The sequence below is a fragment of the Catellatospora sp. TT07R-123 genome, from assembly GCF_018327705.1.
Lineage (GTDB): Bacteria > Actinomycetota > Actinomycetes > Mycobacteriales > Micromonosporaceae > Catellatospora.
In genome coordinates this window covers 1,254,959-1,278,907 of the sequence record NZ_BNEM01000001.1, presented here as the reverse complement: position 1 = coordinate 1,278,907, position 23,949 = coordinate 1,254,959, and the positions used below count along the sequence as shown (strand labels likewise).

The window sequence follows — 23,949 nt, the reverse complement described above, 5'->3', positions numbered from 1 at the left end:
CGCCACCGTGGCCGGTATCGCGGCGGTGGCGAAGCAGCCGCCAGACGCTGCGCGCACAACCGGGGCAGAAGCTAACTCCCGGACTGGAGCCCGCCCACGCCGTGCAGGTACGGCTCGAGCATCTCCTTGACGAGACCTCGAACGCCGTCCGGCGGGACTCCGTTCTCGATCATCTGGGATCCGGTCCGCACCACTGCCTGGATCAGCTCAGCCATGTGCGGTGCCTGCGTCGCTCCCGACCGGGCGAGCGCGTCGACGAGCGGCACGCGCAACTGATCATGCAGCACCCTGCTCGACTCGGCCAGGGCGGCTCCGGGCGCCGCCATGGCCAGGCCGCGCATGACGGCGTGCTCGCCCTGGGCGACCAACTCCAGGTTGGCGTCGGCGTATGCCAGGACCTGCTCAGCCGCGGTCGCCGCACTGTTCATGCGCTGGGCGACGAAGCTCGCCCAGCGGGGGAACATGTCGGCGATGACCGCTTCGAGCAGGTCTTCGCGTGATCTGAAGTACTGGTAGACGCTCGAACGCGCCAAGCCCGCCCGCTGCGCGACAGCGGACAGGCTCGGCGTCTCGGGCGCGCCCGAGGCCAGGATGTCACGGGCAGCGTCCAGCAGAGCGCGGTGCTGCAACGAGCGGTGCTCGGCGACCGTAGCGGCCTGAATCCTCGGCACACACCCTCCCGGCGGTCAAACCCTGCTCAGTGCGCCGTCCATCATCTCGTAGACGGAGTCGCAGTACTGCAGCACCTCGGTGTCGTGCGTGACCATCACCGTGGCGACCCGGTGCCGGCGGGTCTCCCGAGCGAGCATCTGCACGATGTCGCGGCTGCGCGCCTGGTCCAGCGCGGCGGTCGGCTCGTCGACCAGCAGCAGCCGCGGCCCGGTGACCAGCGCGCGAGCTATCCCGACGCGCTGGCGCTCGCCGCCGGAAAGCTGGTGGGGCCGCCGGTCGGCCTTGCCCGCCATACCGACCTCGGCCAGCAGTTCCATCGGATCGCGCGGCACGGTGCCCGCGGAGGCGAAGCGGATCGGCAGGCGCAGTTGGTCGACGGCGGTCAGCGCGGGCAGCAGGTTGCCCGACTGGAAGACGAAACCCACCAGGTCCCGCCGCAGCGTGGTGCGGGCCCTGCGGGAAGCCGTCGTCATCGGCCGCCCGGCGACGGTCACCGTCCCCGACGCCGGGACGGCCAGCCCACCGGCGACTGCCAGCAGACTGGACTTGCCGGATCCGGAGGGGCCGACGATGGCCGCGAACTCGCCCGCGGCCACGGTGAGGCACACGCTGTCGAGCGCACGCACGGTGTCCTCGCCATCGCCGAGCAGCATGGTCACGTCCCTCATGACGAGGCCGTCCTGCTGCGCGGTGTCGTGCGGGTCTCCAGCGAAGGCCTGTCGGGTGGTCACGGTGTCTGCGTTCATCGGTTTCCTCCCAGTGCGGTCGCCGGGTCGACGGCGGCGATGCGGGCTACGGCCACTGCGGCTCCGGTCAGTCCCAGGCCCACCAGCAGCGCGGCGGCGACCGCCACGGCCTGGACGTCCAGCGCGAACGGCACGCCGCCGCCGACCAGGGAGCCCAGCCCGACTCCGGCCCCGATACCGACGGCGGCAGCGGCCAGCAGCAGCACCAGCGCCTGCGCCAGCCCGTCGCGCAGCAGGTAGCCGGTGGGCGCGCCCAGGGCGCGCAGTACGGCGAGCTCGTGCTTGCGCTGGATGGTCCAGACGGTGAAGAACGCGCCCGCGACGAGTGCGCAGATCAGGTACAGGAAGACCTGGATGAGGCTCAGCGTCGACGTCTCGGCGGTGTAGCCGGGCGAGGCTCCGTACGACTCGGACAGGGTCATGCTTTCGGTGCCCGCAGCGGCGTCGCCCGCGGCGAGGTCGACGCCGGTGCCCCGCACCGCGACCGCGGTGATCTCCTGACGGGCGCGATCGGGGACGGGCTCGCCCGGACCGGCGCCCGCGTGGATCGCCTGCCAGGCGGCCAGCGGCAGATACGCGACGTCGACGTGGCCGAAGGTGTGCTGTCCGGCCAGCACGCCGACGACGGTGAGCCGGGTGCCGAGCCGGTCCACGGTGACGATGTCACCGAGCCGCAGGCCCGCGTCAGCGGCGGTGCTGCTGACCACGATGCCGTCGGCATCTGCCAGCACGGACCCGCTGGCGACCTTCGGGTGCGAGGAAAGAGTCCGGCTCGACCCCGAACAACGCGAGGTCGATCTCGACGCCGGAGCCGCTGCGGGCGTTGATGAGGGCGCTGCCGAAAGGGGCGGCCTGGGTGACGCCCGGCTGCCGGGACCAGCTGTCCACGGTGTCGAGGCCGATGACGCTGCGGGTGAACGCGGCGTCGCGCGCGACGCCGTGGCTGAAGGCGAGGGAGGTGACCGGCAGCTGTTGCAGCCCGGACACGCCGTCGCGGACCAGGCCCTGGGACAGGCCGGAGAGGAGGACCATGAGCACGGCGATGAGGGCGATGACCGCTCCCATCAGTGCGAAACGGGCGCGGGCGAAGCGGAGCTCGCGGACGGCTAGGAACACGGGCATCGCCCAGCATTTTTTACTGACATCATGTCGGCATCTTATCGACATGGTGTCGGCAACATGTGGGGCACCCCGCAGCGCGCTGTCCCGGCGCTCGGACCTGCGGCGGCCGCCGTGCCGACCGGTTCGGTCCGCACGGCGGCTGCTGTCACGGCGTCGCGATGCCGACCCTGGTCAGCCGCGCAGGCTCCACTGCTGGTTGGTGCCGCCGTGGCAGGCCCACAGGTGGAGCAGGGTGCCGTTGGCGGTGCCGTAACCACTGGCGTCGACGCACAGGCCCGACTGCACGCCGGTGATCGTCCCGTCGGCGTTGACGTTCCACTGCTGGTTGGTCTGGCCGTTGCAGTCCCAGATCACCAGGCGGGTGCCGTTGGCGGTGCCCTGCCCGGTGGCGTCCAGGCACTTGTTGCCGTACACCATCAGCTGCTTGCCCGTGGTGTACGTCCACCGCTGGTTGCCGGCTCCGCCGCAGTCCCACAGCTGGACCTGGGTGCCGTTGGCGGTGCTGGCGTTGGGCACGTCGACGCAGCGGCCGGAGGGCACCCCCACGATCGTGACGGACTGCTGGGTGGAGGTCTGCAAGCCGGCCGACGTCATGACGGTGCGGGCGGCTGCCGGCCAGTTCCCGCCGGTGACCACGACGGTGCCGGTGTTCGTGTTGCCTCGCGAGCCGGACGTGATGTTGGTGTTGGTGCTGGTGGTCCAGTTGTTGGTGAGGGTGAGGTTGCCGGTGTTGTTGTTCGCCCAGTGCTGCCCGTAGGCCCACTGCCCGATGTTGTCGAACACGTTGTTCGTGGCGGACATGTAACGGGAGCCCTCGTCGAAGTACAGGCCCAGCCAGCCGTTGGTGTTACGGAAGTAGTTGCGGTCCACCGTGGTCCCGGGCAGCGCGGACAGGGCGTAGAACGCCGCCCCGTCGGTCATCTGCGACATCACGTCGTGGACGTGGTTGGCCTGGACGCGATAGTTCTTCGCGATGGTCGCGGTGGTGTACTTCGGCTGGTAGTTGTAGAGGCCCCGGTCGACGTAGTCCTGGGCGCCGCCGGCGTCGTTGGCGCCCCAGCCGTACCCGATCGAGATGCCGGTGTAGGGCAGGTTGTAGACCTCGTTGTTGGACATCGTCGAGTCGGCCAGGTAGGTCATGAGCAGGCCGACGTGGCTGCGGTAGTCGATGGCGACGTCGTGTACGACGTTGTTGCCGTAGGTGATGGCCCGGTTGGTCATCCGGCTGTCGCCCGGGTGGTGCGCGTCGGCCTGCACGCCGCCGGCGATGACGGCGCCGGCCGCGATCTGGTCGAAGGTGTTGCCGAGCACCTTGATGTCGCTGGCCCCGAGGCCGACGCCGGTCGCGTGCGCGTTCGCGTCGTTGCCGATGCCCAGACCGACCTGCCCGAGGTTGGTGAACCTGTCGTTGCTGAAGGTGATGTTGTTGGCGGCCGAGACCTGTACGGCCGCGGGCATCTGCTGCCAGTGCGGCCGGGCGGCCTCGAACGCCTGGCAGCCCGACTGGCACGAGGTGAGCCAGTCGCCCGGCCTGGACCAGGTGCCGTAGATGTACGCGCCGGTCTGCTGGTCGGCGTAGCCCTGGCTGCTATTGGGCTGCAGCCAGCTGGTGTGGGCGAACTGCAGGCCGGAGAAGGAGATGTGGTGGGCGGGCCCGGCATAGGTGCCGCCCACCCTGAGCAGCGACTCCAGCCGGGGGAGCTGCACGTCGGCCGTGGCCATGTTCTGACCGCTCAGCGGCTTGTAATACAGCGCGCCGGCAGCGGTGTCGAGATACCACTCCCCGGCGGTGTCGAGGAATTCGCGCGCGTTGACGAGGTACAACGGCCCGCTGCGGAAGGGCTTGCTCAGCGTGTCATAGCCCCAGGTGTTGTTGTTCCAGGCGGGCTGCTCCATGGCGATGGTGTTGTTGTTGATCGACTGGACCGGCACGTAGCGATCGGTGAACGAGTTGACCGACTCCAGTTCGACCCGGTCCTCGGCGGCGATGTTGTTCAGGTACGCCAGCGCGCCGTTGGTGAAGGTCATGCCGCTGGTCGTGAACGTGAAGTCGCCGCGGTTGACCTGCGTACGAGCGCGCGTGGCGAGGCGGCCGTCGACGTACAGCTGCCGGGTGTCGAAACCGCCGCTGACGCTGGCCCGCCAGATGTTCTGGCCGGAGTCGGCCACGGTCCAGCCGGTCACCCGCTGCCCACCGGAGATGACGGGGACCGCGCCCTGCGCGGCCGTCCAGGACACGGTGTACCCACCGGTCCCGGAGTCGGCGGCGGTGAAGGTCAACGGCGAGCTGAGGGCATACGTGCCGCCCGCCAGCTGCACCACGATGTCACCGGTCATCGTGGGGGCGATCCCGCGCACCGTGGACTGCGCCTGGCCGAGGGAACAGGGCTGGGCGGACGAGCAGGCCGTCCCCGAGCCGGTCGGGGAAACGTACACGGTCGTCATCACGGCGGCGTGCGCCGGCGCGGCGGCGACCAGCGATGCCGCTGCGAGCAACCCGGCGGCACAACTTGAGAACAGGGCGGAGCGGCGCGGCTTTCGCCGACTGCTGCCGCTGCGATCGAGGGCCACGATCTGGCGTCCTTCCTGGAGGGGGATGGGCTCCGGCCGTCCGCTGGGCGAATCGGCCCGCGGAGGTCGGCGGGAGCGGTCATCGCGTGGAAACACCGGTAAAAGTGGAGACACCGGTAAAACCCGTGAATGCATCACATCATATGTATGACGTCATAGCAATGTCGCGGAAACACGGAACTGCCCAGCCTGCTAACGGTTCTCAGCAAACTTCAGCACGCCCGCATACGGCAGGTCATGTGATGTCTGATGTGGTTCAGCGGGCTGGGCAGCGGGGTGGAGCGGGTGTCTGCGAGGGCCTATGCCCGAGTCCACCGCTGGTTCGCGGCGGTGGTGCAGGTCCACAGGATCACGGGTGTGCCGTTGGCGGTGGCGGCGCCGGAGACGTCCAGGCAGAGCCCGGAGCCGGCATTGCTGACGGTGCCGTTGGCGTTGAGGGTCCACCGCTGGTTGGCCGCGCCGCTGCAGGTCCAGATCTGCACCTTCGACCCGGGCGAGGCCCCCGTGGGCGCGTCCAGGCATTTGCCGAGCGACTGGATGGCCTGGCCGCTGACGGTCCACTGCTGGTTCGGGCGGCCGCTGCAGTCCCAGATGATGGGCTGGACACCATTGGTCGTGCGGCTGTTGGGCACGTCGAGGCAGCGTCCGGAGGCCGCGCTGACCAGTGTGGACGACGCCGGGTCGGTGCCGCCCGTGCCGATGCTGCCGGATACCGAGCGCAGCGCGGCGTACCAGGTGGCGGCCATCTTGTCGTAGCCGGTCGCGGTGGGGTGGATGCCGTCGATGAGGTCGGCGGTGGTGAGCGCGCTGTGCATGTCCACGAGGTGGACGTGCTTGCCGGCGTTGGCCTTGTTCTGCACGATGCCGGGGATGGCGGCGTTGTACGTCCGCGCGGCGGACTCCTGGCCGCTGTTGCTCAGGGGGATGATGGTCGCGACGAAGACCTCCGCGCTGGGCGCCGCGGCGGTGACGCGATCGATCAGGGTCGACAGTCTGCCGGGTGCGCCGGACAGGTTGTAGTTCTGCAGCACGTCGTTGGTGCCGATGTGCAGCAGCACGGTGTGCGGGGTCGTCGTCTGGAGCCAGCCGGTGATGTTGGCGTCGATCTGGTCGATCCGCCATCCGGGGTGTCCCTCGTGGTCGTGGTCGCCGAGGCCGGACGGCCCGTTGAACTGCGAGCCCACCAGGTCGACCCGGTAGCCGCCCGCGGCCATCCGCTGCCACAGGCCCGTCCGGTAGCCGCCCGGCACCTGGGTCCCCTCGGTGATGGAGTCACCCAGCGGCATCACCCGTACCCCGCCGTTGGACTCGGCTACGGCGGCGCCGCTCTGTGTCGCGACCACCGCCGCGGTCAGCGTCAGTGTCGCCGCTGCCGCGACGAGCCAGCGTTTATACGTGTACATCTCAATCCCTTCGCTGTGATCAAACGGACTCGGTGTGGCGCTTCGAACGAATCGGCTGCTCCCGCGGAGAGCGGAAGCGGCTGAGCCGGTGCGCGGCCGGTGTCCGCGCACCGGCGTTTTCAGCGGTGAGAGCGTGTCTGGGGCAGCAGCGTGGAACCGCCGCCGCTGCGGTTGATCAGCTGTGGGCGGCCGTGGCCGGGCTCACGACCTCAGCGCTGGAGGGTGAGTACGCCGGGTCGGTAGGGCAGTAGGCCGTAGTCGCCGCCGGAGTTGGTGGCGCGGCCTTGGTAGAGCAGTTGGAGGTTGCAGGGGTCGATGGTCATGGTCTGGTCGGCGGTGTTGCGGATGATTTCGCCGTGGCTGATGTCGTTGGTCCAGGTGGCGCCGCTGTTGGTTTTGCCCGCGAAGGGGTTGCTCTCGGTGGCGGCCTGGGGGGTCCAGGTTCCGTTGAGGGTGGTGGTGGTGAAGGAGCGGAAGTAGCGGCCGTTGTTGCCGATGGCTTCGACGATCATGAGGTATTGGTTCTGGCCGGCGATTTTGTAGACCTGGGGTGCTTCGAAGAGGTTGTTGGTGGTGTCGGTCAGGATGGTGGTGTAGGTGGTGCCGAAGTTGCCGGGGAAGTTGGCGATGGGCATGCTGGCGCGGTAGATCTTGCCGTTGTCGCCGGCGAAGAACAGGTACATGTTGGTGTTGTCGCCGATGATGGTCTGGTCGATGGGTCCGGTGCCGGAGCCGGTGATGGTGCCGGTGAACAGGGGTTGTGCGGCGGACCAGCCGTTGGCGTTGGTGGGGTCGCTGGTGGTGCGGTAGGAGAACGCGGTGGGGCCCCATTGGTAGGTGAGGACCCAGGTGTTCTTGGGGGCGAAGTAGAACAGGTGGGGTGCGACGGTGCCGGATGTCATGGTGTTCTGGGTGGCGGTGGCCATGTCGGTCCAGTTGGTGAACGGGCTGAAGTTCATGGAGCCCCAGGTGGAGCCGTTGTCGTGGGTGGTGGCGTAGACGAGGTGTCTGCCGTTGTAGGGGACGGTGGTGAAGTCTTTGAGTGAGGCCCAGCCTGATTTGGGGGTGGCCAGGGCGCCGGTGGAGGTCCAGCGGTAGCTGGACGGCAGCGAGCACTGGCCGGGCGGGGTGGACGTGGACGGGCTGGGGGTCGCGCCGACGGGGACGAGCTGCCACTGCTGGTTGGTGCCGCCCCAGTCGTCGTACTGGACGATGTTGCCGCCGTCGGCGGTGGAGGCGCCCTGGACTTCGAGGGCCTTGCTGCTGTTGCGGTTGATGAACCGGACGTAGCCGTCGGGGGAGTCGGCCAGGCGCCACTGCTGGTTGGTGCCGTTGAGATCGGACCACTGGACGATCGAGCCGCCGTTGGCGGTGGAGAGGTTGTAGACGTCGAGCACCTTGCCGGAGTGGCGGGACTTGATGCGGTAGTAGCCGCCGCCGGAGTCGACGAACTGCCACTGCTGGTTGTTGGCGGTGCTGCGGGTCCACTGGGTGATGCGGCCGCCGTCGGCGGTGGAGAAGTTGTAGACGTCGATCGCCTTGCCGCTGTTGCGGTTGACCAGGTAGTACCAGGCGTTGGTGTCCACGGTCGCGGCCTGGGCACTGCTGGTGCTGACGGCTGCCATGCCCGCGGTGGCCAGGGCGGTGACCACGGCCATGGTCAGCGCGGCACGCCAGCCTCGCCGGCGGGTAGTGGGCGGTGTGCTGATGCCGGTCACGGCATCCTCCTTCGGGGATCGGTCAGGGCACGACGGGACGGTCCAGGGCGCGACGTATCGCCGTGATCGGCCGTCGTGATGCGTCGGACGGCCGACCACTGTGGTGCTGCCCGGAGACGGGGTCGTGGGTGCGCCGTGGAGCACGTCATGGAAGACGCCGCCCGCTCCAGGCGGTCACTGTGGCGCCACGTTGCCTGCGCGCCGGACTGTCCCGCTCGTCGAATGTGACCGATAACATGGGCGCTCGTCAAGGGTTACGAAAATGTTTCAGGCCCCGTCTCTGCTGCATGCCTTCAGGGCGCGCTGATGTCGAGCCCTATCGGGGCTGCGAGCGCTCACACAAAGCTGGCGATCGGCGCGGGAGGCGGCGATGCGGCTGCGTCAGTCGGCGGATGTCGCCTATCCGGCCAGCGCCGACCGGACCCGGAAGGAACCGGCGGCACGGAAGGCGGCCGAGCCGTCACTCTGGTCGACCCACATCTGGGCGTCTCGCCGGTGCATGAACCAGCCGGGGTAGTTCGACGCCTCGAGCAGGACCGTGCCGGGGAGGGCTCCCGCCCGTACACAGAACGTCGCGTCACCGCGGAACAGCGCGGTGTCGATCCTGGGATCCAACCGCAGCCGCCACGACGAATGGCGGAGATAACGTCCGTCAGCGGCGCGGAACGAGAAGCACCTCGGGTCGGCCAGACCCGGCACCACCTCGAAGGTCGCCTGCTGGCGAGCCGTCATGACGCTGGTGGCCGACAGCGGCTGCAGCACGCCGAACCCGTCGGCGGTGGTCACATACCGGCCGGGGGAGTCACCGGCCTCCAGCGACACCGGCCCGGTCGCCAGCAGTCCAGCCGGGCTGGGCAGCGGCCGGGGCCGTGTGGTGCTCGGGGTGGGGCGTACGGCTGAAGGGCTCACCGTGGCGGTCGCCGCGGGCGCGGCCGTCGCGGCTGACGGCCGGGGTGTCTCGACCGCGGCGGGTGGCGCGGGCGCGGGTGCCGGCCAGGCGATCGCGGTGACGACGGCAGCCGCCGCCACGGACCCGGCTACCGTCGAGGCGACCGGCGCGGCCGCGAACGCCTTCGCCACACTGCCGAGCAGCCCCGTCTTCGCCGCACCGGCGAGGGGCGCCGCCGACGCGGCTGCGCCGATGCCCTTGCCGATCACCGCGGCCGTGATCGCGGCCGGGACGGGCAGCAGGGCGAGCCCGATGAGCAGCTGCTCGGCGGGCAGCAGGTCGTCGGCTGCCTGATCGCAGGTCTGGCAGGCACGTACGTGCCGGATCAGGCGCTTGCGCCACGCCGAGGTCGGCGTGCCGTCCCAGCCGGCCGTCAGACTCTCGAGCGAGGCGCACCGCGGCTGTTGGTCGAGTGCCGCCACGAGGGCGCGGCACAGCTCCAGTTGTCGGCGCATACGCTGAACGCGTACCCCGGCGTGGGCGACGCTGACACCGGCGGCCGCGGCCAGTTCGGTGCGGGTGAGCCCGCCCGCCACCTCCAGCCACCACAGCGACAGCAGTACGCGGTCGTCGTCGTCCAGCCAGTGTGCGGCCCGCGTCGTCTGGCCTCTTTGTGCGGCCAGGTCCAGGCGCAGCATGGTCAGCTCTTCGAAAGCCGGGTCCGCGTCCGGCACTTCGACCAGATCGTTGAGGCCGTCGGCGCGTTCCGGCGAGGTTCGCCGTCGATGCAGGCAGGTGCTGACCTGCCGGACGGCGATGGTGCCCAACCAGGCCCGGAAGGTGTGCGGCTCGCGCAGTCCCCGCAGCTCGCGAACGGCCCGGACCATCGTGTCCTGGACGACGTCGTCGACGTCGTCGGAGTCGAGCGCTCGGCGCGCGATGGTGTAGACGAACGGCAGGTACGCCCGGAACAGGGTTTCGAGGGCGCGGCGGTCGCCGGCTTGGGCCGCGATGACGAGAGCGGCGTGGTCTGGGCTGGTGGCTGGCATGGTCCGTATCGCTGTCGGCAGTGGATGGAGGGGGTTGACTGTCGCCCAGGATCGCTCCGGCGTCAAGACGCGGCGGGGCGGGCACGCCGTGGCACGTGGGCGACTTCGCCGCCGGCACTGTGTAACGGATTCTGATGACAATCCTTCACCGCGCGAGGACGGTGGATTTTGGCGGCGATAGTGTTATGGCCGTCCTGCCGAGATGGTCGCAGGCACTCACTTCCTGCGGCGTTGGATTCTGCCGGGCATGACGACGTGCCCTCTGCCTCTGGAAACGGCGCAGGAGAGCCGACCGGGGGAGGTGGCCGGAGCAGTGCGCTGGCCGGTCGATCGTCAGTGCCCTCTTGAACGTGGGGTGACACTCTGGCAATCTCCTCGGTTACCGAATGGGTGCGCCCGGCGCCCGCCTCGGGCACATGCCGCCTCACGGTCCGCAGCCTGGCCTGTAATGTGAGCGCTAACATAGATTTGTACGAATAAGCGAAGGGTCGAGGCGCGTCGCCCCGCACCTCGGCTCGTTGCTGCCACCCACGCCCGGCGCCTCGACGGCATCGCCGGGCGAATCCACCGCGCTCGTGAAGAGGAGCCTTGTTGACCCTCGGTGGCAACTGGCAGTAATTTGGCTGCCACTCCCGAAGGCCGGAACTGCCGCCGCGGACACCGGCCCCGGACGGTAGTCGAACGCCGCCATGCCGCAGGCGGTCTGCGGCGCCGCGTCGCAGGGGGCATGGGCAGAGGTGGGGCGGTTGACGATCAGGGACCTGGACCACTCGGAACTGGTCATCGCGGCGCGCGACGGCGACCGGCGGGCACAGGGTGACCTGATCTCGGCCTACCTTCCGCTGGTCTACAACATCGTCGGGCGCGCGCTCGGCGGCCACGCCGACGTCGACGACGTCGTCCAGGAGACGATGCTGCGCGTCGCGCGCGACCTGCCGAAGCTGCGCGAGCCGGACAGCTTCCGGTCCTGGCTGGTCGCGATAACGGTCCATCAGATCAGTTCCTACCGGCACCGGCGGCGTCGGCGGGCTGCCGTCGACACCGCGGTCGCCGGCATGGAACAGTTCGCCGACACCGACGCCGGTTTCGAAGACACGGCCGTCCTCCACCTGCAGCTGGCCGGCCAGCGCCGCCAGGTCGCCGAGGCGAGCAACTGGCTGGACCCCGAGTACCGCCTGGTCCTCTCACTGTGGTGGCAGGAACAGGCCGGGTTGCTCACCCGCGGTGAGGTGGCCGCCGCGATGGGACTGACGATCGCCCACGCCGGCGTGCGCCTGCAGCGCATGCGTGAGCAGCTCGACACCGCGTGGGCGATCGAGGTGGCCCTGACCGCGCAGCCCCGCTGCCCCCAGCTGGCCGCGGCCGCGGCCGGCTGGGACGGCGGCCATACCTCGGTATGGCGCAAACGGCTCGGCCGTCATGTCCGCACCTGCCCGGTGTGCACGGCCGGCACCGCCGACCGCGTGCCGCTCGAGCGCCTGCTGCTCAGCGTGGCACCACTGGCCGTTCCCGCCGCGCTCACCGCCGCGCTCGCGGCCAAGGGCCTGCTGGCAGGCGCAGCCGGGTCGTCCGGTCAGGCACTGATCGGTTCCGTGGCCGCGGCGTCGGCCGTCGGCCCCCGCACCTCGGTGATCGGCAAACTCGCGGCGGGCGTGTCCGCTCACCCGCTGCCGAGCCTCGCCGCAGGCCTGGCACTCGCGGTGGGCGCCACCGCGGTGTATGCGAACTGGCCACCGTCACCACAGCCGCCGCAGGTCGTCGCGGACCCGAGCCCTGCCGCTCCGACCCGCTCCCCGTCGCCGGCCGCGGTGTCGCCCTCGCCGACGCCCTCGCCGTCGCCAGGACCGGCCAGCCCGTCCGCGCCGCAGCACAGTCCATCTGCCGGCGCGTCGCCGGGACCCACCCTGCCGTGGGGAACGTGGTCGCTGGAATCGGCAGGTGCTCGCGGCACCTACTTGACCTACGCCGGGATGTACGCGGCGCTCGGCGCCGTCGACGGATCGAGTAGCGAGCAGGTCCGCAGGCAGGCGACGTTCACGGTCGTCAGGGGGCTCGCGGACGCGAACTGTGTCACCCTCCGTGCCGCCGACGGCCGCTATCTGCGCCACTACGAGCTGCGGTTGCGGCTCAGCCCCGAGGACACCACCGCGCTGTTCCGGGAGGATGCCACGTTCTGCCCCCGGCCCGGCCGGATAGCCGGGTCGGTCGAGTTGCAGGCGCACAACTACCCCGCATTGGTCATCCGCTTCCGCGACGGTGCCTTCTACATCGATGTGCCCGACGGCAGCGCCGAGTTCGCCGGGCAGAGTTCCTTCATCAGACAACCCGCCTGGGCGGGCTGACACCGCACTCGTATGTCGTGGTTGTCACCGCGCAGTTTCCGTTACGGCACCCCCGGCTCGAAGCCTCCTGCCCACGAGGGCACCCTGACTCTCGCGTCCTAGCAGATGGACGGTGCGGAGAGCGCAGGCGTGTCCGACGACCGCGGCCGCCCGGGCCCGGATGCGAAGGAGGCGCGATGGACGGACGTGTGGCCAGAGCCAGCTCGCGGCGGCGGGAGGCGGCGTCGGCCCCGGGGGCCGCCGCTGCCAGGGGCGGGGCCATGCTCAGCGCACGGCCGTCCCGTCGGCTGCAGCCCATGCCCCAGGGCCGTACCGGCCGACACCGAGACCTCATCGGGGTGGTCGCGTTCGATGCCGTCAGGTACAGCACGGCCGTGACCATGCGAGGCGTCGAACAGGCGGCCAGACGCGCCGGATACGGCACCTGCATCGTCGAACTCGCGCGGCCGGACGACGTCGGCATGGCGGAGGCGATCGGCCGACTCGCCCGCCAGCCGGTGGTCGGCACCGTGATCATCGCCCCCCTGACCCCGGGGGTGGCAGCCGGCATTCTGCACTCGGCTGTTCCCACCGTCGTCGTAGGCGCCGGTACCTTCGGGCACGTCCAGGTCCCCACCGTGGACCACGCGCTCGGTGCGCGACTGGCTGTCGAACACCTGCTGGACCTCGGACACGAGACGGTGTGGCACCTGTCGGGACCTCAGGACTGGCAGCAGGCACGACACCGCGCTGACGGATGGCGTGCCGCGCTGCGACAGGCCGGGCGGCGCATACCGCCGATCATGCTCGGCGGCTGGGGCGCGGAGTCCGGATACGAGGCGGGCCGGCTGCTGGCCGAGCGCGCCGACGTGAGCGCGGTGTTCTGCGCCAGCGACCAGCAGGCCATGGGCATGCTGCGCGCGCTGTGCGAGCGCGGCGTGCGGGTACCCGACGACGTCAGCGTCGTGGGCTGCGACGGCATCCCCGAAGGCGAATACCTGACCCCGTCGCTGACCACCGTCCGGCAGGACTTCGACGCGCTCGGGCGGTCGTGTCTGACGACACTGCTGGCAACGATCGAGCAACGCGAACTGCCGACGGCGGCAGGGTGCCCGTGGGCGGTGCCCACGCTGGTCGTCCGGGCCAGCAGCGGGCCGCCGCGGTCGCAGAGCCGTTGACCAACGTTGATGTGACCGTTAACATTTCAGACGGCCTGCCGCACCCGCTGTATCCAGGTGCGGTGAGTGGCATGCAAGCCCGGTGCCCTTGTGAGCGATCACGAACGCTCGAACCGTGGGCCGGTGGACGCGCCATGCACCGACATTCATCCCTGACCCGGAGGGACCGCAATGCACACATCTCCCTACAGCCGTCGGGCGTTCCTGGCCGCCTTGGGCGTCGGCGGCGCGGCCGCCGCCGGACTGCCGGCCGTCCTGCTCGCCGAGTCCGCGCAAGCCGCGATCCCCGGACCGGCCTTCTACACCACCACGTGGGCATCGGTGAACCAGCACCCGGCCGCGGCCGAATGGTTCCAGGACGCGAAGTTCGGCATCTACTACCACTGGGGAGTCTTCAGCGTCCCCGCTTACGCCAACGAGTGGTACCCGCGCAACATGTACTACGCGGGCTCCAACGAGAACAACCACCACAAGAGCGTCTACGGAGACCCGTCGGCGTGGCCGTACCACAACTTCATCAACGGAGCCGACGACCGGGCCGGCAACTTCGTTCAGTTCGCCCCGAAGCTCAGGTCAGCCGGTGGGAACTTCGACCCTGACGAGTGGGCGCAGCTGTTCGCCGACGCCGGAGCCAGGTTCGCCGGCCCGGTCGCCGAGCACCACGACGGCTTCTCCATGTGGAACAGCACCGTCAACGAGTGGAACTCGGTAGCCAAGGGCCCCCGGCTCGACCTGCTGCGGCTGCACGCCGACGCGATCCGCGCCAAAGGCCTGAAACTGCTGGTCGCGATGCATCACGCGTACAACTTCACCGGGTTCTACGACCGTGTCCCGCAGCAGTCGACGACCAGCCTGCGCAAGCTGTACGGCCAGCTCGACACCGCCACCCAGGAACAGCTCTGGTACGACAAGCTGCGCGAGGTCGTGGACGGCTACCAGCCCGACATCCTGTGGCAGGACTTCAACCTGTCGCGCATCAGCGAAGCGCAGCGGCTCAAGTTCCTGGCGTACTACTACAACCGCGCGGTCGCCTGGGACAAGGAGGTCGTGGCCACCTACAAGGACGGGTTCAACACCACCGGCGAGGTCGTCGACTACGAGCGCGGCGGCCCTGCCGCCATCCAGACGCCGTACTGGCTCACCGACGACAGCATCTCCAGCTCCAGCTGGTGCTACACGGTGGGCATCGGCTACTACTCCCTCAACGCGATGCTGCACTCGCTGATCGACCGGGTGAGCAAGGGCGGCAACATGCTGCTCAACATCGCGCCGATGGCAGACGGGACGATTCCCTCGGGCCAGCGGACCGTGCTGCTCGGCATGGGCGACTACCTCAGGCGGTTCGGGGAGTCGATCTACTCGACCCGCGCCTGGGGCCAGTACGGCGAGGGCCCGACGCAGATGGGCGGCGGCTCGTTCGTCACCCCGCGTCCCGGCACGAACACCGACATCCGGTTCACCCGCAACAAGGCGAACACCGTCCTCTACGCGACCGTCCTGGGCTGGCCGGGCGCCAGCCTCAACATCACCACCTTGGCCGCGGGACGTGTCAACCTCGGCGCCCTGACCTCGGCGCAGCTGCTCGGCTCCACCGCCGGCTCGTACATCGACCTGCCCACCCGCAGCCAGGACGGCTTCGGCCTGCACCTGTCGATGCCGTCGTCGACCGCACCGTTCAGCGCACCGGCGTACGTCGTGAAGCTGACCTTCTCCGGCCAGATCCCGGTCCTGGGCGGCGCCGCCATCCCCACCGGTTGGGTCCGGCTCACGAACGTCACCAACGGCCTCGCCCTGGACGGCGGCGGCAGCGTGGGCTACGGCTCGGTTGTCAAGGAGTGGACCTGGGACGGCAGCACCAACCTCCAATGGCAGCTCGTCGACTCCGGCAGCGGGTATTACCGCATCGTCAACCGCACCAACGGCATGGTGGTGGACAGCTGGGGCAGCACGACCAACGGCGCCAACGCGCTGCAGGCGCCCTGGAACGGCGGCGTGAACCAGCAGTGGCGGCTCAACAGCATGGGCAACGGCCGGTACCAGCTCGTGAACCGCGGCTGCGGCATGGCCCTCGACGGCCGGGGCAGCATGCCCTCCGGCACCACGGTCGGCCTCTGGGCACCCGACGCCAGCACGAACCTCCAGTGGACCGTCACGGCGATCTGATCCGGCGCCGCTCGCAGCCCTGCCCGGCCATACGACAGCGATCGATGTGGCCGGGCGTGGTCGCGGGGGATGGGCGCCCGCGAGAAACCCCGGCGGCGCCACGATTCTGATGTTAGCGATAACAGTAGACGGCTCTGCGCTGCTCGTGGCGCGGGTCGGGGTGTTCCGCGAGCTGTTGTCGCCACTCGGTGGCCCGGCTTGCACGGTGATCCGGCGAAGCGTATGTTAACGATCACATCGCCGCGCCGGAGATGTCACTTCGAGCCGCCCATGAGAGGGATGCCGTAAATGCTGCGCACACGCCTCATCCATCCGCCGCTGCTTGCCGCACTCGCCGGGACGGGGCACGGATCGCGGATCCTTCTCGCCGACGCCAACTACGCCCACGACGTCAACGTCAGGACCGGAGCGACGGTCATCCATCTCAACCTCCGGCCGGGCATGGTCACCGTCGACGAGATACTGGGGCTCATCGTCGAATTCGTGCCGCTCGAATCGGTGTCCACAATGCGGCCTGACGACGGCTCGACCCCCGACGTGTGGAGCCGCTATGCGGATCTGCTCGGGCCGGATCTCGCGCTGAATCCCATCGGCCGCCAGGACTTCTACGCGGCGGCGCGCGCGCCCGAACTGGCCGTGGCCGTCGCCACCGGCGACGAGCGCCTTTACGCCAACCTGCTGCTGACCGTGGGCTACATCGCGCCACCTGCGCACTAGCCGACCGGCTGCTGAGGCGTGAAGGGCATCGAATGCGACGGCTCAGCGCTTTCCGGGGTCACCTGGGACATCTGGTATCTGTTATCGATAACATCTGAGCGCCGCTGTCCGGCATCGTTTTGCGGCTGATCCGGTGCGGACGTATATCATCGCATAGACCGGTTCGTATTTAAAATATCGATTGCCGAAGATGGCTTCCCGCTGCGGTGGGGACGGGCCGCTCGCCTCGCGGAGGCGGGCGGCTCTGTTCGTTCATGGATGTGGCCAGGTAATACGGTGTGCGTCCCGGTCGCGCCCGTGCCGTCGTGCGCGAGGGGCCGGCTCGGAGTTTCCGGTCTGGGCAGACTGGGCTGAGTGTTGTAACCCAACCGTTACAGCCGTGCCATTGACCGTGCCAGGCGGTCGATCGAAAGTGTGTGAGCGTTAACAGTCGCCGGATTGCCACGAGATGTCGGTCGCTCGCGGTCGTCCAGCCGGCGACAAGGGATCTTCCGGCCCGCGGGCCGTTCATGTCGTAGGGAGTGAGATGAAGATCGTGAAGCTGGCTGCCGCCACGGTGGGCCTGATCGTCGTCATGGGCCTGGCCGCCTGTGGTTCGAGCACCAAGACCGGGGACCAGGAGCAGACCGGCGGTGGTGCCGCGCTGGTGGGCGTGACGATGCCGACGAGGTCGTCCGAGCGGTGGATCCACGACGGGGACAACCTCAAGAGCCAGCTGGAGGCGCTCGGTTACAAGGTCGACCTGCAGTACGCGGAGAACGACATCCCGACCCAGGTCAACCAGATCGAGAACCAGATCACCAAGGGCGCCAAGCTGCTGATCATCGCGTCGATCGACGGCACGGCCATCACCACGCAGCTACAGGAGGCGGCCGACAAGCACATCCCGGTCATCGCCTACGACCGCCTGATCCGCAAGTCGGCGAACGTCGACTACTACGCGACGTTCGACAACTACAAGGTCGGCGTGCAGCAGGCGACCTCGCTGCTGGTCGGCCTGGGCCTGAAGAAGCAGGACGGCTCGGACGGCACCGCGAAGGGCCCGTTCAACGTCGAGCTGTTCGCCGGCTCGCCCGACGACAACAACGCGACGTTCTTCTTCAACGGCGCCATGGACACGCTCAAGCCCTACCTCGACAAGGGCACGCTGGTGGTCAAGAGCGGTGAGACGGACTTCAAGACCGTCGCGATCCTGCGCTGGAACCCGGAGACCGCGCAGAAGCGGATGGAGGACCTGCTCACCAAGACCTACGCCAAGGGCGCCAAGGTCCAGGGGGTGCTGTCGCCCTACGACGGTCTGTCCATCGGCATCCTCTCCGCGCTGAAGAGCAGCGGCTACGGCACCGCCGGCCAGCCGTACCCGATCGTCACCGGACAGGACGCCGAGGTCGCGTCGGTCAAGTCGATCATCGCCGGTGAGCAGTACGCCACGATCTACAAGGACACGCGCGAGCTGGCGAAGGTCACCGTGAAGATGGCCGACGCGGTGCTGAAGGGCGGCAAGCCCGAGGTCAACAACACCAAGGACTACGACAACGGCGTCAAGGTCGTGCCGTCCTACCTGCTGGAGCCGGTGATCGTCTACAAGGACAACTACAAGGCGGCCCTGATCGACACCGGTTACTACACCGAGGACAAGCTGAAGTAGGCGCCCGCGCCCGGCCGGTCACGACCGGCCGGGCGCCCGTTCCGGAGGAGGACGACCTTGACCGACGTGGTCCTGCAGATGCGCGAGATCACCAAGACGTTCCCGGGCGTCACCGCCCTCAAAGACGTCAATCTCACGGTACGCCGCGGCGAGATCCACGCGATCTGCGGAGAGAACGGCGCCGGCAAGTCGACCCTGATGAAGGTGCTGTCCGGCGTCTACCCGCACGGCTCCTACAGCGGTGAGATCAGCTTCGACGGGCAGCCGTGCCGCTTCTCCGGCATCCGTGACAGCGAGCACCTCGGCATCGTCATCATCCACCAGGAACTGGCGCTCTGCCCGAATCTGTCCATCGCGGAGAACATCTTCCTGGGCAACGAACGCGCCGCGCGTGGTGTCGTGGACTGGAACCGCACCCACGCCCAGGCGGCGCAGCTGCTGGAGCGGGTGGGGCTGCGCGAGAACCCGGCCGCCCTCGCGATGGACCTCGGCGTGGGCAAGCAGCAGCTGGTCGAGATCGCCAAGGCGCTGTCCAAGCGGGTGCGGCTGCTCATCCTCGACGAGCCGACCGCGGCGCTCAACGACGAGGACTCCGCGCACCTGCTCGACCTGCTGCGCGGGCTGCGCGAGCAGGGCATCACCTGCGTCATCATCTCGCACAAGCTCAACGAGATCGAAGCGATCGCCGACTCCACGACGATCCTGCGCGACGGGCGCACCATCGAGACCCTCGACATGAAACGGGACCAGGTCACCGAGGACCGCATCATCTCCGGCATGGTCGGCCGGGACCTGGAGCACCGGTTCCCCGAACACGAGCCGAACATCGGCGACGAGGTGCTGCGGATCGAGGACTGGACCGTACACAGCCCGACGCAGCACGGCCGGGTCGTGGTCAGCGGTGCGAACCTCAGCCTGCGCCGGGGCGAGATCGTCGGGTTGGCCGGCCTGATGGGCGCCGGGCGCACCGAACTCGCGATGAGCGTGTTCGGCCGCAGCTACGGCATCGGCATCTCCGGCCGGGTCTTCAAAGACGGCCGCGAGATACACCTCCGGACGGTGCGCGACGCGATCCGTCACGGCATCGCGTACGCCACCGAGGACCGCAAGCGCTACGGCCTGAACCTGATCGAGGACATCAAGCGCAACGTGTCAGCGGCGGCGCTCGACAAGCTCGCGACCGGCGGGTGGGTTCACGACAACGAGGAGTACCGGGTCGCCGACGGATTCCGGGCCAGCATGAACATCAAGGCTCCCAGCGTCTCGGCGGTCACGGGCAAGCTTAGCGGCGGCAACCAGCAGAAGGTCGTGCTGTCGAAGTGGCTGTTCACCGACGCTGACGTGCTCATCCTCGACGAACCCACCCGCGGCATCGACGTGGGCGCCAAGTACGAGATCTATTCGATCGTCAACCAGATGGCCGACCAGGGCAAAGCCGTGCTGGTCATCTCGTCCGAACTACCAGAACTGCTGGGGATCTGCGACCGCGTGTACGCGATGTCCGCCGGTCGCATCACCGGCCAGCTCACGCGTGCGGAGGCGACCCCCGAGCGCCTCATGCAATACATGACCAAGGTGAAGGAGCAGTAGAAGCGATGACCGGTGTCGGACCCTATGCCGTGACGACCGCGTCCGCCGACCAGCCGGCCGAGCCCGCGGCGCCCGGCCGTCTCGGCGGCCGGCTGTTCTCGGCCAACCTGCGCCAGAACGGCATCTACATCGCGTTCGCGCTGATCATCGTGCTGTTCTCGATCCTCACCGGCGGAGACCTGCTGGCACCACAGAACATCTCCAACCTGGTGGTGCAGAACTCCTACATCCTGATCCTCGCCATCGGCATGATTCTGATCATCATCGCCGGGCACATCGACCTGTCCGCCGGTTCGGTCGTCGCCGTCACCGGCGCGATCTCGGCCGTGCTCATGGTCGACAACGATGTGCCCTGGCCGCTGGCGATCCTCGTCACGCTGGTCTGCGGCGGGCTGATCGGCGCCTGGCAGGGCTACTGGGTCGCCTACTTCGGCATCCCCGCCTTCATCGTCACCCTGGCGGGCATGCTGGTGTTCCGGGCGCTGACCCTGGCCGTGCTGGGCAACCAGGGCATCGGGCCGTTCCCGACCGAGGTGAGCACGATCGCCAACGGCTTCATGCCCACCTACCTGGGCAACATCGGCCTCGGGCCGCTTGACGGCGCCGACCTGTTCACCCTGCTGATCGGGCTGATGTTCGTCGCGGGAATCGGGGTCGCGCAGTGGCGCACCCGGGCCGGACGGGCCCGCTACGGCCAGGGCGTCGATCCGATCGCCCTGTTCGTCGCCAAGCTCGCCGTCGCCGCCGTCGTCGTCATGACCGTCATCGTGCAGTTGGCCCGGTTCAAGAACCTGCCATGGGTGCTGGTGCTGCTGGCCGTGCTCGTGCTCGCGTACTCACTGCTCACCGACCGTATCGTGTTCGGCCGCCACATCTACGCCATCGGCGGCAACCTCAATGCCGCGAGTCTGTCCGGCATCAAGGTCAAATCCGTCACGTTCTGGCTGTTCGTCAACATGGGAGTGCTCGCCGCGATAGCCGGCATGGTGTTCGCCGGGCGGCTCAACCAGGCCGGGCCGACCGCCGGAAACGGGTTCGAACTCGACGCCATCGCCGCGGCGTTCATCGGCGGGGCGGCGGTGCAGGGCGGCGTCGGCCGGGTGACCGGCGCGATCACCGGCGGGCTCATCATGGGCGTCATCAACAACGGCATGTCCCTCATCGGCGCGCCGACCGAGCAGGTCATGTTGTTCAAAGGGCTGGTACTGCTGGCTGCCGTCGCATTCGACGTCTACACCAAGCGCCGGGCCGGAGCCGTCGCGGGATGACCCCGGCGGACCAGCGGGCGGCGCCGGACAGCGCCGCCCGCTGCCGCGCGTTTCGGCGTCCTGCCTGGACACCTCATCGACGGAGGCGGCAGCCGAGGCGCGTTCACCGATGAGGTTCTCCGGTGTCCGGGAGTCTTGCCCCCTTGGCCGGCGAGAGGCGACGGCATCGGCGTCCGTGCGCCCGCGACGATGGTTGGAGCGGGCGGGGATGCCGCTCTCACCGCATGAAGGTGCACCCCCGCCCGCAGTCGAGTGCCATCGCCGAACGGGCTTGCGGCGACGGTCTGCCGCCATCCGCTGGGAGCCGGCTCGCGTCGGGCGACTCAGTGTTAACGCACACATGGGGCGGCGTCAAGACGTTGCGTTACAGGCATTGCACATTGGACGCACGCACGAAAGCTTTCGCACGTTTTCGGACTGAATTTGGCTGCTGACCGTTACCTAGACGTTGCCGACTCATATCTTGACGAGTACTTGTGTTAGCGCTAACACTGTTGGCGGCACAAGAGCTGGAGGATGAGATGAGCATTGCCGCAGACCCGCGCGACCGGTACGTCGTCGGCGTCGACTACGGCACCCTGTCGGGCCGGGCGCTGGTGGTGCGCGTGTCCGACGGCGCCGAGGTCGGCACGGCGGTGCACCCGTACCGCCACGCGGTGATGGACACGGTGCTGGCCGCCGACGGGAAGGCGCTGCCGCCCGACTGGGCGCTGCAGGACCCCGACGACTACCGCGACGTGCTGCGCCACGCGGTGCCCGCCGCGGTCGCCGCCGCCGGGATCGACCCGGCGCGGGTCGTGGGCATCGCCACCGACTTCACCGCGTGCACGGTGCTGCCCGTGCTGGCCGACGGCACGCCGCTGTGCGAGCTCGACGGGCTGCGCACCCGGCCGCACGCGTACGTCAAGCTGTGGAAGCACCACGCCGCCCAGTCGCACGCCGACCGGATCAACGCGGTCGCCGCCGAGCGCGGCGAGCCGTGGCTGGCCCGCTACGGCGGGAAGATCTCCTCGGAGTGGCAGTTCGCCAAGGGCCTGCAGCTGCTGGAGGAGGACCCGGAGGTCTACCACCGGGCCGACCGCTGGATCGAGGCGGCGGACTGGATCGTGTGGCAGCTGTGCGGCGCCGAGACGCGCAACGTCTGCACCGCCGGCTACAAGGGCATCCGCCAGGACGGGCAGTACCCGTCGGCCGACTACCTGGCCGCGCTCAACCCCGGCTTCACCGGTTTCACCGCCAAGCTCGACGGTCCGCTGCTGGAGCTGGGGGAGCGGGCCGGATCGCTGACCGCGCAGGCCGCCGCCTGGACCGGGCTGCCCGAGGGCATCGCGGTCGCGGCCGGCAACGTCGACGCGCACGTCACCGCGGCCGCCGCGCAGGCCATCGAGCCCGGCCGCCTGGTCGCCATCATGGGCACCTCCACCTGCCACGTCGTCAACGGCGAGAAGCTGGCCGAGGTGCCGGGCATGTGCGGCGTCGTCGAGGGCGGCATCAGCGCGGGTGCCTGGGGCTACGAGGCGGGCCAGTCCGGGGTCGGCGACATCTTCGGCTGGTTCGTCGAGCACGCCGCGCCGGCCGGACACGACTCGCACGAGACGCTGTCCGAGCTGGCCGCCGCGCAGCCCGTCGGCGCGCACGGCCTGGTGGCCCTGGACTGGTGGAACGGCAACCGCTCGCTGCTGGTCAACCACGAGCTGTCCGGCCTGATCGTCGGCCTGACCCTGGCCACCCGCCCGCACGAGATCTACCGCGCGCTGCTGGAGTCCACCGCGTACGGCACCCGCATGATCATGGAGGCGTTCGCCGGGGCGGGCGTGCCCGTGACCGAGCTGGTCATCGCGGGCGGCCTGGCCGCCAACAGCCTGCTGATGCAGATCTACGCCGACGTGACCGACCGGCCGCTGAGCCTGATCGGCTCGGCGCAGGGCCCGGCGCTGGGCTCGGCGATCCACGCCGCGGTCGCGGCGGGCGCCTACCCGGACGTGGCCGCGGCCTCGGCGGCGATGGGCAGGGTCGAGCGCGCGGTCTTCCGCCCCGACCCGGAGCGCGCCCGCGCCTACGACGCCCTCTACGCCGAGTACCGCGCGCTGCACGACCACTTCGGGCGCGGCGGCGACGACATGATGCTGCGCCTGCGCGCGGTCCGCAACGCGGCCCGGGGGGAGAAGGCATGAGCGAGCCGGTCCTCAAGCTGCGGGAACAGGTCGCGGCACTGCACGCCGAGCTGACGCGCTACGGCCTGGTCGCGTGGACGGCGGGCAACGTGTCGGCCCGCGTGCCCGGCGCGGACCTGATGGTGATCAAGCCCAGCGGGGTGTCCTACGACGACCTCAGCCCGGCCAACATGATCGTCTGCGACCTGAACGGCACCGTCGTCGAGGGCGAGCTGTCCCCGTCGAGCGACACCGCCGCGCACGCCTACGTGTACCGGGCGATGCCCGAGGTCGGCGGGGTGGTGCACACGCACAGCACGTACGCCACGGCGTGGGCGGCGCGCGGGGAGGCGATCCCGTGCCACCTGACGGCGCAGGCCGACGAGTTCGGCGGGGAGATCCCGATCGGGCCGTTCGCGCTGATCGGCGGGGACGACATCGGCAAGGGGATCGTGGCGACCCTGTCGGGGCACCGGTCGCCGGCCGTGCTGATGCGCAACCACGGCGTGTTCACCATCGGCAAGGACGCGAAGGCAGCGGTCAAGGCGGCGGTGATGTGCGAGGACGTGGCCCGTACCGCGCACCTGGCCCGCTCGCTCGGCCAGCCGCTGCCGATCGCCGGCGCCGACGTCGACGCCCTCTACCACCGCTACCAGAACGTCTACGGCCAGTCGGCCGAGCCTGCCGGTAGCTGATCCTCCGACGACAGGCCGCCCCGAGGCGGACCGTCCCCTGCACCTC

At 69.4% G+C, this 23,949-nt stretch carries 17 protein-coding genes; 9 read left to right on the top strand and 8 right to left on the bottom strand.

Going from position 1 to position 23,949, the window contains the following annotated elements; translation table 11 throughout:
- Positions 1-71: 71 nt before the first annotated feature.
- From Cs7R123_RS05285 to Cs7R123_RS05255, 8 genes are all read right to left on the bottom strand, one after another.
- Complete coding sequence (locus tag Cs7R123_RS05285) at positions 72-671, bottom strand: TetR/AcrR family transcriptional regulator (RefSeq protein WP_212823845.1); 600 nt, start codon at positions 669-671, stop codon at positions 72-74.
- A 15-nt stretch (positions 672-686) separates the two neighbouring features.
- The gene (locus tag Cs7R123_RS05280) at positions 687-1,403 is read right to left on the bottom strand and encodes an ABC transporter ATP-binding protein (RefSeq protein ID WP_244871623.1); all 717 of its coding nucleotides are present in this window, start codon (positions 1,401-1,403) and stop codon (positions 687-689) included.
- Positions 1,404-1,414: 11 nt separating this feature from the next.
- A complete protein-coding gene (locus tag Cs7R123_RS05275; RefSeq protein WP_244871622.1) occupies positions 1,415-2,149 on the bottom strand; it encodes an FtsX-like permease family protein in 735 nt (244 codons plus the stop codon).
- On the bottom strand, positions 2,103-2,540 hold the full coding sequence (locus tag Cs7R123_RS40000; protein WP_244871621.1) for a hypothetical protein: 438 nt from the start codon (positions 2,538-2,540) through the stop codon (positions 2,103-2,105). Before Cs7R123_RS40000 ends, Cs7R123_RS05275 begins: the two co-directional genes overlap by 47 nt.
- Positions 2,541-2,711: 171 nt before the next feature.
- Positions 2,712-4,985: an RICIN domain-containing protein gene (locus tag Cs7R123_RS05270; protein WP_212823841.1), complete on the bottom strand. Its 2,274-nt coding sequence runs from the start codon at positions 4,983-4,985 to the stop codon at positions 2,712-2,714.
- Between the two features lie 425 nt (positions 4,986-5,410).
- Positions 5,411-6,514, bottom strand: a complete 1,104-nt coding sequence (locus tag Cs7R123_RS05265; RefSeq protein WP_212823840.1) for a ricin-type beta-trefoil lectin domain protein — start codon at positions 6,512-6,514, stop codon at positions 5,411-5,413.
- Between the two features lie 209 nt (positions 6,515-6,723).
- Positions 6,724-8,172, bottom strand: coding sequence for a non-reducing end alpha-L-arabinofuranosidase family hydrolase (locus Cs7R123_RS05260; protein ID WP_212828874.1), 1,449 nt, complete (start codon positions 8,170-8,172; stop codon positions 6,724-6,726).
- A 459-nt stretch (positions 8,173-8,631) separates the two neighbouring features.
- The gene (locus Cs7R123_RS05255; protein ID WP_212823838.1) at positions 8,632-10,170 is read right to left on the bottom strand and encodes a sigma-70 family RNA polymerase sigma factor; all 1,539 of its coding nucleotides are present in this window, start codon (positions 10,168-10,170) and stop codon (positions 8,632-8,634) included.
- Between the two features lie 746 nt (positions 10,171-10,916).
- Between Cs7R123_RS05255 and Cs7R123_RS05250 the strand changes: the two genes are divergently transcribed.
- The 9 genes from Cs7R123_RS05250 (at position 10,917) to Cs7R123_RS05210 (ending at position 23,903) form a co-directional block, all read left to right on the top strand.
- Positions 10,917-12,512: a sigma-70 family RNA polymerase sigma factor gene (locus Cs7R123_RS05250; protein ID WP_244871620.1), complete on the top strand. Its 1,596-nt coding sequence runs from the start codon at positions 10,917-10,919 to the stop codon at positions 12,510-12,512.
- Between the two features lie 380 nt (positions 12,513-12,892).
- Entirely contained in the window at positions 12,893-13,669 is a 777-nt protein-coding gene (locus Cs7R123_RS05245; RefSeq protein ID WP_244871958.1) for a substrate-binding domain-containing protein, read from the top strand.
- A 171-nt stretch (positions 13,670-13,840) separates the two neighbouring features.
- Positions 13,841-15,832 (top strand): alpha-L-fucosidase, encoded by a 1,992-nt coding sequence (locus tag Cs7R123_RS05240; protein WP_212823833.1) that lies wholly within the window; start codon positions 13,841-13,843, stop codon positions 15,830-15,832.
- Between the two features lie 288 nt (positions 15,833-16,120).
- Positions 16,121-16,549, top strand: a complete 429-nt coding sequence (locus Cs7R123_RS05235; protein WP_212823831.1) for an RbsD/FucU family protein — start codon at positions 16,121-16,123, stop codon at positions 16,547-16,549.
- Positions 16,550-17,075: 526 nt separating this feature from the next.
- On the top strand, positions 17,076-18,197 hold the full coding sequence (gene chvE, locus Cs7R123_RS05230) for a multiple monosaccharide ABC transporter substrate-binding protein (RefSeq protein ID WP_212823830.1): 1,122 nt from the start codon (positions 17,076-17,078) through the stop codon (positions 18,195-18,197).
- Between the two features lie 78 nt (positions 18,198-18,275).
- The gene (mmsA, locus tag Cs7R123_RS05225; RefSeq protein WP_374706978.1) at positions 18,276-19,787 is read left to right on the top strand and encodes a multiple monosaccharide ABC transporter ATP-binding protein; all 1,512 of its coding nucleotides are present in this window, start codon (positions 18,276-18,278) and stop codon (positions 19,785-19,787) included.
- 5 nt (positions 19,788-19,792) lie between these two features.
- On the top strand, positions 19,793-21,055 hold the full coding sequence (gene mmsB / locus Cs7R123_RS05220) for a multiple monosaccharide ABC transporter permease (RefSeq protein WP_212823825.1): 1,263 nt from the start codon (positions 19,793-19,795) through the stop codon (positions 21,053-21,055).
- A 521-nt stretch (positions 21,056-21,576) separates the two neighbouring features.
- Positions 21,577-23,229: a ribulokinase gene (araB, locus tag Cs7R123_RS05215; RefSeq protein ID WP_212823822.1), complete on the top strand. Its 1,653-nt coding sequence runs from the start codon at positions 21,577-21,579 to the stop codon at positions 23,227-23,229.
- Entirely contained in the window at positions 23,226-23,903 is a 678-nt protein-coding gene (locus Cs7R123_RS05210) for an L-ribulose-5-phosphate 4-epimerase (protein ID WP_212823820.1), read from the top strand. Before araB ends, Cs7R123_RS05210 begins: the two co-directional genes overlap by 4 nt.
- Positions 23,904-23,949 lie beyond the last annotated feature (46 nt).

Coding starts and splice junctions, on each gene's coding strand:
- Cs7R123_RS05255 (WP_212823838.1), bottom strand. CDS start 10,170: ATGCCAGCCACCAGCCCAGACCACGCCGCTCTCGTCATCGCGGCCCAA.
- mmsA (WP_374706978.1), top strand. CDS start 18,276: ATGCGCGAGATCACCAAGACGTTCCCGGGCGTCACCGCCCTCAAAGAC.
- Cs7R123_RS05235 (WP_212823831.1), top strand. CDS start 16,121: ATGCTGCGCACACGCCTCATCCATCCGCCGCTGCTTGCCGCACTCGCC.
- Cs7R123_RS40000 (WP_244871621.1), bottom strand. CDS start 2,540: ATGCCCGTGTTCCTAGCCGTCCGCGAGCTCCGCTTCGCCCGCGCCCGT.
- araB (WP_212823822.1), top strand. CDS start 21,577: ATGAGCATTGCCGCAGACCCGCGCGACCGGTACGTCGTCGGCGTCGAC.
- Cs7R123_RS05260 (WP_212828874.1), bottom strand. CDS start 8,172: ATGGCCGTGGTCACCGCCCTGGCCACCGCGGGCATGGCAGCCGTCAGC.
- chvE (WP_212823830.1), top strand. CDS start 17,076: ATGAAGATCGTGAAGCTGGCTGCCGCCACGGTGGGCCTGATCGTCGTC.
- Cs7R123_RS05265 (WP_212823840.1), bottom strand. CDS start 6,514: ATGTACACGTATAAACGCTGGCTCGTCGCGGCAGCGGCGACACTGACG.
- Cs7R123_RS05240 (WP_212823833.1), top strand. CDS start 13,841: ATGCACACATCTCCCTACAGCCGTCGGGCGTTCCTGGCCGCCTTGGGC.
- Cs7R123_RS05245 (WP_244871958.1), top strand. CDS start 12,893: ATGCGAGGCGTCGAACAGGCGGCCAGACGCGCCGGATACGGCACCTGC.
- mmsB (WP_212823825.1), top strand. CDS start 19,793: ATGACCGGTGTCGGACCCTATGCCGTGACGACCGCGTCCGCCGACCAG.
- Cs7R123_RS05270 (WP_212823841.1), bottom strand. CDS start 4,985: ATGACGACCGTGTACGTTTCCCCGACCGGCTCGGGGACGGCCTGCTCG.
- Cs7R123_RS05210 (WP_212823820.1), top strand. CDS start 23,226: ATGAGCGAGCCGGTCCTCAAGCTGCGGGAACAGGTCGCGGCACTGCAC.